The sequence below is a fragment of the Methylobacterium sp. D48H genome, assembly GCF_053345715.1.
In genome coordinates this window covers 131,199-146,659 of the sequence record NZ_JBKFAP010000004.1, presented here as the reverse complement: position 1 = coordinate 146,659, position 15,461 = coordinate 131,199, and the positions used below count along the sequence as shown (strand labels likewise).

At 72.0% G+C, this 15,461-nt stretch carries 15 protein-coding genes; 9 read left to right on the top strand and 6 right to left on the bottom strand.

The window, feature by feature from the left end:
- Window positions 1-366: 366 nt before the first annotated feature.
- Both ACLBX8_RS11045 and ACLBX8_RS11040 read left to right on the top strand, forming a co-directional pair.
- Window positions 367-2,208, top strand: coding sequence for a hypothetical protein (locus ACLBX8_RS11045; protein ID WP_447715099.1), 1,842 nt, complete (start codon window positions 367-369; stop codon window positions 2,206-2,208).
- A gap of 104 nt (window positions 2,209-2,312) precedes the next feature.
- Entirely contained in the window at window positions 2,313-2,552 is a 240-nt protein-coding gene (locus ACLBX8_RS11040) for a hypothetical protein (RefSeq protein WP_042674370.1), read from the top strand.
- 126 nt (window positions 2,553-2,678) lie between these two features.
- Here ACLBX8_RS11040 and ACLBX8_RS11035 read toward each other — a convergent pair whose 3' ends face one another.
- Window positions 2,679-2,981 (bottom strand): hypothetical protein, encoded by a 303-nt coding sequence (locus ACLBX8_RS11035; protein WP_447699281.1) that lies wholly within the window; start codon window positions 2,979-2,981, stop codon window positions 2,679-2,681.
- A gap of 130 nt (window positions 2,982-3,111) precedes the next feature.
- Window positions 3,112-4,809, bottom strand: coding sequence for a methyl-accepting chemotaxis protein (locus tag ACLBX8_RS11030; RefSeq protein ID WP_447699282.1), 1,698 nt, complete (start codon window positions 4,807-4,809; stop codon window positions 3,112-3,114).
- A 687-nt stretch (window positions 4,810-5,496) separates the two neighbouring features.
- Between ACLBX8_RS11030 and ACLBX8_RS11025 the strand changes: the two genes are divergently transcribed.
- From ACLBX8_RS11025 to ACLBX8_RS11015, 3 genes are all read left to right on the top strand, one after another.
- Complete coding sequence (locus tag ACLBX8_RS11025; RefSeq protein ID WP_447682300.1) at window positions 5,497-6,432, top strand: site-specific integrase; 936 nt, start codon at window positions 5,497-5,499, stop codon at window positions 6,430-6,432.
- A 289-nt stretch (window positions 6,433-6,721) separates the two neighbouring features.
- Window positions 6,722-7,687 (top strand): alpha/beta fold hydrolase, encoded by a 966-nt coding sequence (locus ACLBX8_RS11020; RefSeq protein ID WP_447699283.1) that lies wholly within the window; start codon window positions 6,722-6,724, stop codon window positions 7,685-7,687.
- 166 nt (window positions 7,688-7,853) lie between these two features.
- Complete coding sequence (locus tag ACLBX8_RS11015) at window positions 7,854-8,273, top strand: RidA family protein (RefSeq protein WP_026605155.1); 420 nt, start codon at window positions 7,854-7,856, stop codon at window positions 8,271-8,273.
- 41 nt (window positions 8,274-8,314) lie between these two features.
- Here the strand turns inward: ACLBX8_RS11015 and ACLBX8_RS11010 are convergent, their stop codons facing one another.
- Both ACLBX8_RS11010 and ACLBX8_RS11005 read right to left on the bottom strand, forming a co-directional pair.
- Window positions 8,315-9,109, bottom strand: coding sequence for an ABC transporter permease (locus ACLBX8_RS11010; RefSeq protein WP_020094533.1), 795 nt, complete (start codon window positions 9,107-9,109; stop codon window positions 8,315-8,317).
- Window positions 9,110-9,217: 108 nt separating this feature from the next.
- Window positions 9,218-9,799 (bottom strand): DUF308 domain-containing protein, encoded by a 582-nt coding sequence (locus ACLBX8_RS11005; RefSeq protein WP_447699284.1) that lies wholly within the window; start codon window positions 9,797-9,799, stop codon window positions 9,218-9,220.
- A 165-nt stretch (window positions 9,800-9,964) separates the two neighbouring features.
- Here ACLBX8_RS11005 and ACLBX8_RS11000 point away from each other — a divergent pair, with 165 nt between their 5' ends.
- On the top strand, window positions 9,965-10,864 hold the full coding sequence (locus ACLBX8_RS11000; RefSeq protein WP_447699285.1) for an AraC family transcriptional regulator: 900 nt from the start codon (window positions 9,965-9,967) through the stop codon (window positions 10,862-10,864).
- A 51-nt stretch (window positions 10,865-10,915) separates the two neighbouring features.
- Here ACLBX8_RS11000 and uraH read toward each other — a convergent pair whose 3' ends face one another.
- Window positions 10,916-11,269: a hydroxyisourate hydrolase gene (gene uraH, locus ACLBX8_RS10995; RefSeq protein WP_447699286.1), complete on the bottom strand. Its 354-nt coding sequence runs from the start codon at window positions 11,267-11,269 to the stop codon at window positions 10,916-10,918.
- A 276-nt stretch (window positions 11,270-11,545) separates the two neighbouring features.
- Here uraH and ACLBX8_RS10990 point away from each other — a divergent pair, with 276 nt between their 5' ends.
- The 3 genes from ACLBX8_RS10990 to uraD are packed head-to-tail and all read left to right on the top strand — an operon-like array spanning window position 11,546 to window position 14,326.
- Window positions 11,546-12,823, top strand: coding sequence for a urate hydroxylase PuuD (locus tag ACLBX8_RS10990; protein WP_447715098.1), 1,278 nt, complete (start codon window positions 11,546-11,548; stop codon window positions 12,821-12,823).
- A gap of 40 nt (window positions 12,824-12,863) precedes the next feature.
- Entirely contained in the window at window positions 12,864-13,820 is a 957-nt protein-coding gene (gene puuE / locus ACLBX8_RS10985) for an allantoinase PuuE (RefSeq protein ID WP_132368692.1), read from the top strand.
- A complete protein-coding gene (gene uraD / locus ACLBX8_RS10980) occupies window positions 13,817-14,326 on the top strand; it encodes a 2-oxo-4-hydroxy-4-carboxy-5-ureidoimidazoline decarboxylase (RefSeq protein WP_447699288.1) in 510 nt (169 codons plus the stop codon). The genes puuE and uraD overlap by 4 nt, the downstream gene beginning before the upstream one ends.
- A 10-nt stretch (window positions 14,327-14,336) precedes the next feature.
- Here uraD and ACLBX8_RS10975 read toward each other — a convergent pair whose 3' ends face one another.
- Window positions 14,337-15,266: a LysR family transcriptional regulator gene (locus tag ACLBX8_RS10975; RefSeq protein WP_447699289.1), complete on the bottom strand. Its 930-nt coding sequence runs from the start codon at window positions 15,264-15,266 to the stop codon at window positions 14,337-14,339.
- Window positions 15,267-15,461 lie beyond the last annotated feature (195 nt).

Sequence of the window (15,461 nt, the reverse complement as noted above, 5' to 3'; positions counted from 1 at the left end):
AGCCCCGTGCTCTTCCGGCGCAACACCGGCCGGACCCGGACCCGGAGCCGACGGCACGGATGCTGCCGGCGCGCTGCGCGAGATGGATGAAGTCTTTGGGAAAGCGTCCGGGACGCGTCGGCAGGATCTCGACAACGGTGCAGGACCGGCTCGACCGCCCGCCCCTCGATCCGTGCGAGGCACGGGGAGATACGGGTCACGGCGCCCTCCCCTCTCCGCGGCCATCGGGCGTCCCCGGAGGGCGGCGTGCCCGTCGACCGAACCTTCCGGCGCTGACGAGGATCGTGCATGCCCCGTTTGGCGATCACCGGCACTGAGCAGCGATACAACACGGTCGCGGCCGTCGAAGACGGCGGGCGGTGGCGCATGATCCTGCCTTTTCCGCAGGACTCGATCCGGGCCGCCGCCCTGGTCGGCGCTGCGGGACTGGTCTGCCTGTCCGATGACGGGGAAATCTGCCTGATCGACTGGCGGGCGGGCCGGGATCGCGTGCGGCGCCGCCTGCCGGGCGAGGGACCCTTCAATCACAAGCTGTTCGTCACCCGCGATGCCGACCGGATCGCGGTCTATCGGAGCCATGGACCGAAGAACGACGAGCAGTACTTCGACGACATCGTCGTCCTGCGGGCGTCGGATCTCGAGATCCTGCAGCACGGGCGCGGGCTCGTCTGGCATGCCGATGGCCCTGTCGGGTCCCTGTCGCCCGAGGAAGCCTATCCGCCGCGCCCGGACGGGCCGACCATCCTGACCATTCACGGCGACCTGTTCGAGGATCCCGGAGGGCGACTGGCCTTCATCGGCTTCCGGTGCGGGCCGGGCGGGTCGGCCTACGGGCTGTGTCGGCTCGAACGGGCCGGCGCGACGCTGCGCTACGACCCGCTGCCGGACGCGGTGAGGCCCTACTGGTTCAGCCCCAGCGGCCGCTACGCCGTCACGCCGCACTCCGTCCCGCGCGGGGGCCCACCGGAGGCAGCGGCCGATACGGGTGACGCCGGCCCTCCCCGCCTCGGACAGGCCGTCGAACTCTGGACGACCGGGCCCGTCGCCCGCGCGGCGACGCTCGTCGCGCGGCCCGGCTCCGAGCCTCCGCGCGCGATCACCGAGGTGGCCTGGGAGCCCGACGAGCGGGCGTTCTGGATCAAGTCGGGGTATTTCTGGGATCGGACCACGGACTTCCAGCGCATCGGCCTGGACGGCACGCGCTCGCCCGTCTTCTCCTTCGCGCGCTACGACGGCGCGAAGGCCGTCTCCGCCTTCGCCGACGTGGCGGATGCGGAGCGGGTCGAGATCCGCTTCTTCAGCGACTCCGTCTACATCCCGCGCGCTCGGTGCGCCGACGCGGCGCCCGCCCGGACGATCACCCCGGAGGAGGACGGCTATCGGCCCCGGCCGTCGGCAGGCCCGAGCGCGTCGGCGGTCCGGCGCTTCCTGGCGCGCTCGCAGCCGGTGGTCACCGTCGCGGCGTTCTCGGCCGCCGCCATCGCCGAAGCCCTGGACGCGCTCACCGGCCGGATCCGAGCGGATCTGGGAGAGCTCCTGCGGGGCGACGTGCTCGCGTTGACCTTCGAGGTCGGCGGGCGGGCGATGACGGAATCGGCCTTCTTCGCGCGCATCGCCCGCGAGCGCGTTGCCGTGGTTCCGGCGCTGCGCGCACTCCTCACGACTTATCTCGCGGTCCAGCCGGGGGTGGTGGAGGCCAGGAAGCTGTATCGCCAGCTCTGGGGGCCCGAGGACGATCAGGGTGCGCTGGCACCGGCCATGCAGGCGCTGCTCCACCTCGATCCGACGGCCCACGACGTCTTCCGCGACTACCTCGCCCAGCGCGACGGGGAGCACGAGGTCTTCTCCACCGACGTGATGATGAGGACCTACATCGCCGAGGCGGGCTGGCGCGACCGGGCCATGATCCGGTTCGGCGTCTATTTCGCGCTGATCCGGTACAGGGATGGCCTGATCACCCTGAGTGGCGGATTCCTGGAGGAGTACGGCGTCCTCGATGCCGCCGAGGGCCTGCTGGAGCCCGCCGACTTCGCCGCGCTCATCCTCGAGGAACTCGACGGGTTCGCGGCGCGCCCCGATCTCGACTGTCGCCTCGGGAGGGACGACCTCTACCGCGAGCTCCGCGCGAGCCTCGCGACCACCGCTTACGGGCGGACGGTCCTGACGGCGCTCGCGGCCCGATCCGCCGCGTCGTCCCGCCTCGCGTGAACGACCCGCGCGCATCGCGCGGCGGTCCAGCACCCGCGGGGCTGCCGGCCGAACCGACCTGTCCCCACTGACGTCCGGGCCGACAACCGATACGGTGGCGGGCGATGTACAAGCTCCCGCCCGGCAGCCTCTACCGGCTCCGCACCCTCGCGCAGACCGGCGCCCGCTTCTATCAGGTCAGCGGCTACATGCGGCGCATGGAGGTCCTGGGACTGGTTCTCGCGACGGGTCGGACGGATCCGGACACGAAGACCGTCGAGTACCGCATCACTGAAGCCGGCCGAGCCGAACTCGAGGAGCGTCACGGTCCGGCCTGGCCCGGCTCGGCCGAGGACGAGGCCTGACGCGCGGCGACGGAGCGACCCGAGCGCGATGGCCGGTGTCGCAGCCGCCGCGCGGCGCGAGCGGTTCAGGGAGAGGCCGCCGGCAACGGGGCCGTGACCGGGGCCGTGCCGGCGGATCGTCGACGGCTATCGGCTGCTGCCACCGCTGCCGCCCTGCGGCGACGGGCGCTCCGGCTGGTTGGCGTTGCCCGCGGCTGAGGAGCTGTTGGAACGCGTGTCGGCGGCTTGCCCGGTCGGCGACCCCGTCACCGCGACCGGCGCGCCGGTCGCGCCCGATTGAGGCGTGACGACGCCCGAGGAGGTCGGCGGCGCGCCCGGCGCGGTGGCCGGCGCCTGCGCGTAGGCCGTCCCGGCGAGGACGGCCGCGAGCGGCGCAGCGGCCGAGAGAGTACGCAAGAGAGTACGGTGTTTCATCGGGACCTCAATCATGGATTGAAGTCTTCAACGCCGGATGCGGGAAGAAGGTTCAGGGCGGACGAGAGCCGCCTTCGCGGATCTCGGTCCTGAAACGGCCCCGTCCGGCGATGAGCCGGACGGGGGGTCGCGGGTCGCCCCCGAATCAGGCGGCTCGGACGGTGGCCATGAAGCGCCCCACCTCGGCAGCGAGATGCTCGGATTGGCGCGACAGCTCGGAAGCCGCTCCCAGAACCTGGCTCGCCGCGGCGCCCGTCTCCTCGGCCGCGCCGGCCACGCCGGCGATGTTGCTGGTCACTTCGCCGGTGCCCATCGCGGCCTGGCTGACGTTCCGGACGATCTCCTGCGTCGCCGCGCCCTGCTGCTCCACGGCCGCGGCGATCGAGGTGGCCACGTGGCTGATCTCCTGGATCCGCACGGTGATCGACCCGATGGCCGATACGGCCTGACCGGTGGAGGCCTGAACCCGGGCGATCTGCCCGGTGATCTCCTCGGTGGCCTTGGCGGTCTGCTCGGCCAGAGCCTTCACCTCCGTTGCCACGACCGCGAAGCCGCGGCCGGCGGCACCCGCGCGGGCCGCCTCGATGGTGGCATTCAGGGCGAGCAGGTTGGTCTGTCCCGCGATGGTCGAGATCATGCCGACGACGTCGCCGATGCGCGCGACCGACGCGCTCAGTTCCTGCACCAGCGCGCCGGTCTGGTCGGCCTCGTTGACCGCCACCCGCGCCATGTCGGCCGAGCCGTCGACCTGCCGGCCGATCTCCTGAACCGAGGAGCCGAGTTCCTCGGCGGCGGCGGCGACCGTGTTGACGTTGCTGGCGGCCTCCTCGGCCGCGGCCGCCACGGTGGTCGACCGGCCAGCCGTCTCGGTGGCCGTCGCCGTCATCGTCTGCGCCGTGGCCTGGAGCTCGGTGGCCGAGGACGAGACCATGCCGATGATCCCGCCGACCGCGCGCTCGAAACCGTCGGCGAGCTCGACCATCGTCCGCTTGCGTTCGACGGCCGCCGCCTCGTCGGCAATGCGCCGGATCTCGGCCTGCTCGGCGGCCTTCTGGGCCACCATGGCCTTGATGCCCTCGACCGCCTTGCCGACGGCACCGATCTCGTCGCCGCGGGCGGCCTCCTTGATCTCGGCGTCGACCTCGCCCCTGGCCATCCGCTGCAGCACGCCGACGAGGCTGGCCAGCGGCCGGTTGATCCCGAACAGCACGATCCCGCCGAGGATCCCGAATGCGACGAGAAGGCCCGACGCGGCGATGACCGTGAGCGTCAGCTTGATCTGCTCGGCGACGGCGACGGCGTGGTCCCTGGAGGCTCTGAGCTCCCTGGCGTTCGTCTCGGTCCGCATCTGGACGCCTTCCAGCACTTTGGCCCGCGCGGGGCGGCCCTCGTCGACCGAGATCGTCCGGGCCCCTTCGGCATCGTTCTTCATGCCCAGGGCGATGGCACGGTCGGCCGCCGCGAAATACGCGCCCATATCGGCCTTGATGGCTTCGTTCGCCGAATGCCGAGCCGGGGTGTCCGCGAGGGCGATGAGGCGGTCGATCGCCTCGTAGGCGAGCGTCCGCTCGCGCTGGAAGTGCTGACGCTCGGCAGCCATCGTGGCCGCATCGGTCTGTATGATGATGTTCTTCTCGGAGATCGTCGCGTTGCTCATGGCCAGCGCCATCTGCAGCGCTGTGACGGCGCGAACGGCGGCCACGTCGACGATCTGCTGGGTGTTCTTCTCGAGCTCGTCGATCGCCGACCGCGCGAAGAAGACGATGCCGACGGCGGTCGCGAGCAGTAGGGCGGCCGGTATCGCGATCTTGGTGCCCAATCGCAAATTGCGAAACCGACCCATGACGTCCCCTCCAGTGTTCAGGATCGCAGAGAGCTCCGCAGCTTGCTCGCTGCGGAGAGATTTGAGCCAAGATGCGGGTGCAAAACTAAATACAGGTTAATGATCGCGGTCTTCTTGCCGAGGATATCCAATAGTGATTTGAGGTTGCGCGCTCGGTATCGGAGCGCGATCAATAAAAACCGCGCTCGTCCGGGATTAAAGTTCCGCGGCGTGCTTCACAACCACTGGATGAACTTTCGTCGAGCGCGTGACCGCAATCTCGGACACATCCCGCGGCGGTGTTCCAACGTCTCGCCCCGGGCGCAGCGACGCTGCCGAAGGGTGACCATCCGGACGAACCGGAGAAGCATTGCCGGCGGGCCGGGCGGCTGGCTCGGACCGTTGGCGGACCGTCTGCCCGGATGCGGAGGCGAGGGGGCGCCACCCCCGACCCGATCACACGGTTCCGCTGGACGCTCCGACTCGCCGCAGCGGGTGATGCCGGCCCGCAGATCCGCGCCATCGCGCGCCGTTCTCGACCTGCCGCGGAGCGCGGATGTCCTCTCCGCTCGTGGACCGTTCGCGAGGCACGCAGCCCACCCTCCTCCACGAGTGGGGAGGCCCGGGCCGCGCCGCATCGGCCAGCGTCTGATAACCCTTTCTTATCAGACGTAGCGCCACGCTCAGGCGCGACCGAGGGAGAGAGCCATGACGCTGCCCGCCACGCTTGCCGCCCGCGCCCGCGCCTTCGCCGACGAGGCGCTCTCGGAGAATTCCCGTCGGGCCTACCGCGCCGACTGGCAGCACTACGCGCGCTGGTGCAGCGGCCACGATCTCGCGCCCCTCCCCGCGGGTCCCGAGCAGGTGGCGAGCTACCTCACCTCCATGGCCGAGACCCACAAGCGCGCGACGATCGAGCGTCGGCTCGTCACGATCGGTCAGGCGCACAAGCTCCAGGGGTTGCCGTGGATCCCGGCGCATCCGGCCGTCCGGGCGGCGCTGCGCGGGATGTTCCGGCGCTACGGCAGGCCGAAGAAGCAGGCCGCCGCGCTCGGCGTGCCCGAAACGCTCCGGATCGTCGCCGCTTGCGAAGGGACGGTGGCCGCGCTCCGGGACCGCGCCCTGTTCCTGTTGAGCTTCGCCGGCGCGTTCCGGCGCTCCGAGGTCGCGCGGATCCGCCGCGAAGATCTCGCGTTCCGGGACGGCGCCGTCGATGTCTTCCTGCCGCACTCGAAAGGTGATCAGGACGGCGAGGGCACGGTCGTGACCGTTCTGGCAGGCGGGAGCCCCGCGACCTGTCCGGTTGCCGCGCTCCGGCGCTGGCTGCAGGCGGCGCCGGCCGACGGCTACGTCTTCCGGGCGGTCCGGGCGGACGGCACCGTGATGGACGACGGGCTGCATCCGGACTCGGTGGGCCGCATCGTTCAGAAGCGCGCGGCGGAAGCCGGCCTCGTCGCCGGACCCCGCGAGCGCATCTCCGCCCACGGGTTCCGCGCGGGCTTCATCACCGAGGCGTACAGGCGCGGATCGCGCGACGAGGAGATCATGGCGCATTCCCGCCACCGGGATCTCAAGACGATGCGGGGCTACGTCCGCCGGGCCAAGCTCGCCGACGCGCATCCGGGCCGCAACCTCGGCCTCTAGCGCCGGGGCGGCGCGTCAGACCGTCGGGAAGCCCGCGGTCGCCGCCGCGCCGGCCGTCGACCGTTTCACGGCAGGGAATGGTGAATTGCGACGACTCGCTGTTCCGGAGCGCGCCGCGTCCCTGCATCATGGTCGCGCCGTCGGGTTCGCGCGTCCGGGCCGCGGCCCGGCCAGGCGGATCGCCGTCCCGCACGACGGTCGCGCCGTCCGACCCGGCGGTGACGATCCCGACGCATGCCGTCCCGCCAGGATGAGGCGCGCCATGATGCGACACACGCACGGAGACGAGATGACGGGGCGCGGACCGGCCGGCGCGACGCGGCGGCGTGTGCTCGCCGGCGGCGTGCTGGCGACGGGCGCGGCGGCGTCGGGCACCGTGCGGGCGGAGGTCCACCCCGCGCGGGCCGGAGAGGTCCGCCACGGCACGGTCCGGGCCGACGGCGTGGACGTCTTCTACCGGGAGGCCGGTCGTCCCGACGCCCCGGTCATCCTGCTGCTGCACGGCTTCGCCAACTCGTCCTTCTACTTCCGGCACCTCATGCCGAGGCTGGCCGATCGCTTCCGCCTGATCGCGCCGGACCTGCCTTCCTTCGGGTTCACGCACGTCCCGGAGGATCGCGCCTACGTCTACGACTTCGCGTCGCTGTCGCGCACGACGGAGGCGTTCGTCGGCGCGCTCGGCCTCGACCGCTACATCCTCTACACGTTCGATTACGGGGCGCCGGTCGGATGGGATCTGGCGCTCGCCCATCCCGACCGCGTCGCCGGCATCGTGTCCCAGAACGGCAACGCCTATCTCGACGGGCTCGGCGACGCGGCCTGGGCGCCGCTGCGGGCCTACTGGGCCGCGCCGAACGCGGCCGCCGTCGCGGCGATCCGCGCCCGCATGACCCTCGACGGCGTCAGGGCCGCCTACGTCCAGGGTGTGCCCGACCCGTCCCGCATCGAGCCCGAGGCCTACACGCTCGACGCGGCCATCCTGGCGCGGCCGGGCAATGCCGACCGGCAGGTCACGCTCAAGCTCGACTACAAGCGCAATCTCGAGCGTTACCCGCTGATCCAGGCCTTCTTCCGCGCGCGTCGCCCGAAGCTCCTCGCCGTCTGGGGGCGCAACGACGCGTTCTTCATCCCGCCCGGCGCCGAGGCGTTCCGGCGCGACATCCCGGAGGCGCGCGTCACCTTCCTCGACGCCGGGCACTTCGCCCTGGAGACGGACGGCGACGCGATCGCGGAGGAGATTCGGCGCTTCTTCTGACCCTCTCCACCGGGCATGGCGCGGACCGGATCGGACCGCCGCATCCGACACTATCCCCGGCCTGATCGTGACCCTACGGTCGCGGACCTGGATCACGGAGATCGGGCGGGTCGCGCCCGTCGCAAGGGAGATCGCGGTGCCGCAACCCCAGTCCGCCTCGTCGGCCATGCTGTTCCACATGGTCTCCGGAGGGCCGCAGCCGGTCGCCCCCTTCAGCCACGCGGTCGAGGTCGACGGCTTCGTCTTCGTCACGGGTCAGATGCCCGACACGCCGGACAGGCCCGGCGTCCTGCCCGACGGGATCGAGGCGCAGACCCGCAACGTGATGGCCAATCTCGCGACGGTCCTGGCCGGCCTCGGCCTCGGCCTCGAGAACGTCGTCGTCGCGCGCGCGTTCCTGACCGAGTTCAAGCGCGACTACGCCGCCTTCAACGCCACCTACAGATCCTTCTTCCCGCCCGACCGGCTGCCGGCCCGCACCTGCGTGGGCACGACCGGGCTCGCCTACGACGCCCTGGTCGAGATCGACCTGATCGCCCACCGCGGCGGCGCGACGTCGCCGTCGTCGGACGCGCGATCGGGCTGAGCCGCGTCCTCCGCGCCCGGGCCGATCGGACGCGTCCCCGCTCAGCCTCGCAGCTGGCCGCCGCCGCGCACGACCAGGCCCAGGCCGACACACGCCGCGGTCAGGCCGAACACGACGACGTAGAGATGGTCGACCTGCAGTCCGGCAGCCGGGTAGTAGGCCGACCTCATCCATTCCGCGACCTGCAGGGCCGGATTGAACTTGGCCCAGTAGTACAGCCGTTCCGGCAAGTAGCTCGGCAGGAAGAGGACGCCGCTGGACACGTAGAGGATGATGCTGAACAGGGCGTAGCCGATCAGCCATCCGGGGAAGAAGCCGATGATCGCGACGTTGATCGTGCCGATCCCGATCCCGAGCGCGATCGCGGCGAGGTAGCCGCCCACCGCCGTCAGCGGGTCCGCCGGGACCGGGTTCGTGCCGAGCGCGACCAGGACACCGCTCACGACCAGCAGGGCCAGGAAGCCGGTCACGATCTCGACGAGCACGCGGGAGAACACCAGGTCGAACAGCCTGACCTGCGGGTAGTAGGTCAGCGGCCGGTTGACGATCACGGACTTCATGACTTCGCGCGAGATGTACTGGAAGACGAGCACGGGCACGGCGCCCGTGGCGAAGAACAGGGCCCTGTCGTCGCCGAGCGGCGCGGGCAGCTTCTGAACCGTGTAGATCGTGATCAGCACGAAGACGTGCACGCACGGCCAGAGAACGACGACTCCGTAGCCCCACATCGACGCGCCGAAGCGGGTGCGCATGTCGCGCAGCATCAGCGCGTGCAGGACGTGGAGGTAGGCCTCGACCGCGTTCCTCCGCGGCTTCACGCTCGTTCGCGCGCCCATGGAGCATGGCCTCTGCTGTCCGACGGCGGTCGGGAGGGGACGACGGTGCGGATGTCCGGAGGGGCCGGGGCGATGATCGAGGTCGGATCCGCCCGGCCGCACCGGCGCCTAGGCGGCGCGGGCCCGCGACGCGTCCCGCAGGCGCGTCGCCGTCAGCCAGGCCGCGGAGACGAGGAAATAGAAGGCGCCGAACGCCGCGTAGGGCGCGACATCCACGATCCCGGGGACCGCGGCGCCGGCCGCCTGCCGGATGAAGAAGCCGCCGGCGAGCGCCGATTGCGCGCCGCTCAGGACCATGGCCCACTGGGCGCCGGCCCGCCAGCGGCGCGCGCCGGTGAGAAGCTGGAGCAGTCCCGAGAGGATGGCCCAGGCGCCGAACACCGCGAGCACCGCGTTCGGGCCCCGTCCGAGGGCGACCGCGACCGCGATCGCGGTCGCCGCGCTGATCGCCGCGTTGAGGGCCTGGCTGGGACTGCCCGCGAGGCCGCCGTTGTGCCGCGCGTCGGCCAGGTTGGCGAGCGCGTCCCAGGCGGGATAGGCGACCAAGAGCGTCGCGGCGACCGCCGGCATGCCTCGCCCGAGGCCGAGCGCGGCGGCCACCCAGGCGGCGGCGACGCCGGCACGCACGAAGTAGTAGGCGGTGAGCCAGGGCAAGGCAGGACCGCGATCGCGCTGCGGGTCGGTTCTCATCGTCGGCTCCTTCGTGTACTGAGCGCGGCTCGACGGACCGGATCTATTCGTGAACAAGGTAGATGGACACGATAGATGCCGATTTATAGCTTTGTAGATCCGGATGCGCCGAGCGAATACGCGCTTCGATGGGCCCACGTTTAGGATCGGGAGCCGGCGCCAGCCATGTCGGAAACGCTGGAAAACTTGACCGATCTTCCGGAGGGCGGGCCGCGCAGCGCCGCGTCCGGTGACCTGCTGTCCCACGTGCTCGCGCAGATCCGCCTCACCGGGGACCGCGTCGAGTCCCGGCCGGTCGCGCCGGGCGAGCGCCTGGATCTGGATGCCGGCGCAGGCCACGTCCTCGTGGTGATCGCGGGCGCCCTCATCCTCGAAGGCGACGGCGAGTCCCTCGCGGTCGGCGCCGGCGACCTGCTGTTCCTGCCTCGCGGCCTCGGAACCGGGCGGTTGGTCGCCGCGGAGGGCGCGGACGTCGTCGCCTGCCGGTTCTGGTTCGATCCCTACACGCTCCGCAGCATGATCGCGCTCCTGCCGCGGCACATCTGCATCCGGCGCGAGGAGGGCGCCGGATGGCTCGACGGCCTCGTGCACTTCCTGCTGGTCGAGACGACCGACGCCGAACCCGGCGCGGCCCTGATGATCTCGCGCATCATCGACCTCGCGGTCATCCGCACGCTGCGGACCTGGGTTCATCTCGGCCGGACGTCGGGGTGGCTGGCCGGCCTGGCCGATCCCCGCATCGCCCGCGCCCTCAAGATCATGCACGAGAGGCCGCTGCAGCGCTGGAGCGTGGAGGCCCTGTCGGACGTCGCCGGAATGTCGCGGTCGAGCTTCTGCGAGCGGTTCAACGCGCTCGTCGGTCGCTCACCCCTGCGCTACCAGAACGAGTGGCGCCTGAACCTCGCGCGGGACATGCTCGCCGCGGGCGACGCCCGCGTCGGCGAGATCGGCCTGCGCGTCGGATACGAGTCGGAGGCGGCGTTCAGCCGGGCCTACAAGGCGCTGTTCGGCCACTCGCCCCGGGAGGCGACCGGTCGCGCCGCCGGAGCGCGGCCGGAAGGCTGAGGTCCGGCGCTCCGGCAAGCTCCGCCCGGGCCGATGCCGGCCGATCCCGTGTCAGCTCCCGCGATAGGTGGAGTAGCTCCACGGCGTGATGAGCAGCGGGACGTGATACTTGGCGTCCGGGTCCGAGACGCAGAAGCGCACCGGCACGCGGTCGAGGAACGGCCGCTCGGCGCCGGCACCCGTCCCGGCGAAATAGGCGCCGACGGCGAAGACGAGCTCGTAGGTCCCGGGCGTCAGGGCGTCGCCCGCGAGCAGGGGGGCGTCGGTCCGCCCGTCGCCGTTGGTCGTGGCCGACGCGACGGTCTCCCCGGTGCCGTCCCCGGCGAGGCGCCGGAGCTCGACGGTGACCCCGGCCGCCGGCTTGCCGGCGGCCGTGTCGAGGACGTGTGTCGAAAGATGGCCCATCGGCGTCCTCCCGGACGGAAAGGCCCGCGCCCGCGGCCCGAGGCGGGCGAAGGTCTGTCGGGCCGAAGGAGACGGTGGAGACGAGCACGGGGCGGGGGGCTCGGACAACCCGGAAAGCGCCCGGCATTTTCCGAACGATTTTGAAGGTCCTTGGCGCCGGGGCGGGTCGCTGCCGGCCTCGGTTCCGGGCACACCCGGGGCAGCGGCTCGGGCCGAACCACGAGCCGCGATCGAGGCCGAACCCGGCCCCACGACAGATCGCGGAGGATCCGTCCCATGTATCCGATCCTGCACGAATGGGGCGGGTTCCTCATTCGATGGACCCACGTCGTCGCCGCGATCGCCTGGATCGGCGCGTCGTTCTACTTCATGCATCTCGACGCCAGCTTGCGCGCCATTCCGGCAATCCCGACCGGCAAGGGCGGCGAGGCCTGGGAGGTGCACGGCGGCGGCTTCTACCAGGTGCGCAAGTATCTCGTCGCGCCCGACCGGATGCCGGAGCACCTGATCTGGCACAAATGGCAATCCTACGCGACCTGGCTGTCGGGCTTCTCGCTGCTGTGCTGGGTCTATTACGGTCAGGCCGACCTCTACCTGATCGATCCGGCGGTCCGCGTGATCACGCCGATGACCGGGGCGGCCATCGGCCTCGGCGCCCTCGCCCTCGGCTGGCTGATCTATGACGGGCTCAACCGCTCGCCCCTGGCCAACCGGCCGCCGCTGCTCGCGACCGCCGTGTTCCTCACGGTCGTCGCCTTCGCGTACGGCTTCCAGCAGGTCTTCTCCGGCCGGGCCGCGATGCTGCACACGGGCGCGGTGATCGCGACCTGGATGACCGGCAACGTGTTCCTCGTCATCATGCCCAACCAGCGCAAGGCGATCGCCGAGCTGGTCGCGGGCCGGGTCCCGAACCCCGCCTGGGGCAAGCAGGCGAAGAACCGCTCGTCCCACAACAACTACCTGACGCTGCCGGTGCTGTTCTTCATGCTGTCCGGCCACTACCCGATGGCGTGGTCCTCGCCCTACAGCTGGACCATCGTCGGCCTCGTGGTGATCGCGGGCGGCGTCGTCCGCCACTACTTCAACGTGCGCAACGCCGGCGGGGGCGACCGCTGGTGGACCTGGGGCGTCGCGACGGCCTGCGTGGCGGTGGCGGTCGCGATCAGCGTCGCCTCGTCGCCGGGCGCCCGCGAGCGGATCGGCCTGTCGGCCGCCGCCGAGGCGGCCCCGGCCCCGGCCCCGGCCCCGGCCCCGGCCCCGGCGATCAGCCTCGCGGCGGCCGGGACGGGCGCGCTCGCGGGCCCCGCGGTCGACGACGCCGTGATGGCCGTGGTCGGGACGCGCTGCGCCATGTGCCACGCCGCCGAGCCGCTGTGGCCGGGCCTGACGAGCCCGCCCAAGGGCGTGCTCCTCGACAGCCCCGAGCACGTCGCGCGCTTCGCGCCGGCCATCCGCCTGCAGGCCGTCCTGACCCACGCGATGCCGCCGAACAACATCACCGACATGCAGCCCGAGGAGCGCGCGGCGCTCGCCCGCTGGCTCGCCGCGCGATAACCGTCCGACCCCGCTTCCGCGCCAACGCAGGATCCCGCCCGTGACCGCACCGGATACAGACGGCCCCCCGCGCGACTTCGTCGGCTACGGCGAGGCGCCCCCCGACGCCCGCTGGCCCGGCGGCGCCCGGGTCGCCGTCCAGTTCGTGCTGAACTACGAGGAGGGCGGCGAGCGCTCCGTCCTCGACGGCGACCCCCACGCCGAGATCTTCCTCTCCGAGATCGCCGGGGCCACACCCTTCCCCGCGCGGCACATGAGCATGGAGAGCCTCTACGAGTACGGCGCGCGCGCGGGCGTCTGGCGGATCCTGCGCCTGTTCCGCGAGCGCGGCGTGCCCCTCACGGTCTTCGGCGTCGCGCAGGCGCTCGCCCGCAATCCGGCCGCCGTGGAGGCCTTTCTCCGCGACGGCCACGAGATCGCCGGCCACGGCTGGCGCTGGCTGCCCTACCAGGACGTCCCGGAGGCGATCGAGCGGGAGCACCTCGCCCGCGCGGTCGAGACGATCCGGAGCCTGACCGGCGAGACGCCGCTCGGCTGGTACACCGGCCGCGACAGCCCGAACACCCGGCGGCTCGTGGTCGAGCAGGGCGGCTTCCTCTACGATTCGGACAGCTACGCCGACGACCTGCCCTACTGGGTCCGCGTCGCCGGCCGGGACCACCTCGTGGTGCCCTACACCCTCGACACCAACGACATGCGCTTCTCGATCCCCGGCGGCTTCCCGTCGGGCGAGCAGTTCTTCGCGCACCTGCGCGACGCCTTCGACTGCCTCTACGAGGAGGGGGCGGGCGCCCCGAAGATGCTGTCGATCGGGCTGCATTGCCGCCTCGTCGGACGTCCCGCCCGCCTGCCGGCCCTCGCCCGGTTCCTCGACCACGTCCTGGCCCGTCCCGCCGTCTGGGTGACCCGGCGGATCGACATCGCCCGGCACTGGGCGGCCCACCATCCTCCCGGCGCCCCGGCGGCGGGACCGACCCCGGAAAGGACGATTCCGTGATCACCATCGCCGCGCTCAACGCGCTCGCGCGCGACGCCTTCGTGGACCTTCTCGCCGAGGTCTACGAGCACTCCCCCTGGGTCCCCGAGGCGGCCTTCGACCGCGGGCCCTTCGCGGGGCGCGCGGACCTGCACGCGGCGATGGAGGCGACGGTGGCCGGCGCCGACCCGGTCCGCCAGCTCGCCCTGCTGCGGGCGCATCCCGAACTCGCCGGGCGGGCCGCCCAGCGCGGCGAGCTCACCGCGCATTCCAGCCGCGAGCAGGCGGGAAGCGGATTGCTGGGCGGCCCCTCCCCCGCAATGGCGCGGCTGCAGGACCTCAACCGGGCCTATGCCGAGCGCTTCGGCTTCCCGTTCATCATCGCGGTCCGGGGCCTCGACCGCGACGCGATCCTCGCCCGGCTGGAGCAGCGGCTCGGCAACCCGCCGGAGACCGAGCGGGCCGAGGCCCTGCGGCAGGTCGGACGGATCGCCGCCCTGCGCCTGGAGGCCCTCGTCGCGGCCTGAGGCGCCGGCGTCAGACGGCCCGGCCGCCGACCAGGGCGAGCTGCTCGCTCACGTGCTGGCGCAGGGCCTCGTGCGTCATGTCGACGAAGGTCTTGGTCCGGGCCGACAGCATCTTGCGGGACGGGTAGAGCAGGCCGAGCGTCACGCTGGTCGGCGGGGTGTGCTCCAGGACCGGGACGAGCCGGCCCTCGGCGAGGTGCGCCGCGACCTCGAACAGCGGCTTCAGGACGATGCCCTCGCCGGCCAGCGCCCAGGCGGTGAGCGTGTCGCCGTCGTCGGCGTCGATGTGCCCCGAGACCGGCAGGGTCACGGTCTCCTGGCCGTCGACCAGCGTCCAGCGGAACTGCTCGGCGCCGGGATAGCGCAGCAGCAGGCAAGCGTGCTGCAGCAGGTCCGCCGGCTCGGCGGGCGCGGGGTGCCCGGCCAGGTAGGCCGGCGCCGCGCACAGGACCCGCTCGATCTCCGCGACCTTCCGCAGGGTGAAGGTGGAATCGCGCATCTGCGACAGGCGGACCGCGACGTCGACCGCCTCCTGCACGAGGTCGAGGAGGTGCTCCGACAGGCGCAGGCGGACATCGGTCTCGCCGTGGCGGGCGCGGAAGCGCGGCACGAGCGGCGCGACGACCCGGCGGCCGAGACCGAGCGGCGCCGTCACCTTCAGCACCCCGCGCGGCACCGCGCCCGCGGTCTCGACGCTCTTCTCCGCCTGCTCGACCGCCGCGGTGATGTCGAGGCAGCGGTCGTAGAAGATCCGGCCGGCCTCCGTGAGGCTCATGCGCCGCGTCGTCCGGGTGAGCAGGAGGCAGCCGAGATGCTCCTCCAGGGTCTGGATCCGGTAGCTCACCACCGACGGTGACAGCCGCAGCGAGCGGCCGGCGGCCGAGAAGCTCCCCGTCTCCGCCGAGCGCAGGAAGATGCGGATGCTTTCCAGGGAAATCATGGGCGGGGATCGTCAGGAGCGGTTCGGACCTGTCAACGGACTGTCCCGACATTTTGAACTCGGCGTCCGACCCGATCATCCCCCGCGGCGTGACGTTTCGGTCGGTGCAGCCCGCTCCGTCATTGCGAGCGCAGCGAAGCAACCCAGGGCTGCGGGACATCGGGGAACGTGGTGCCGGCTGGATGGCTTCGCTCC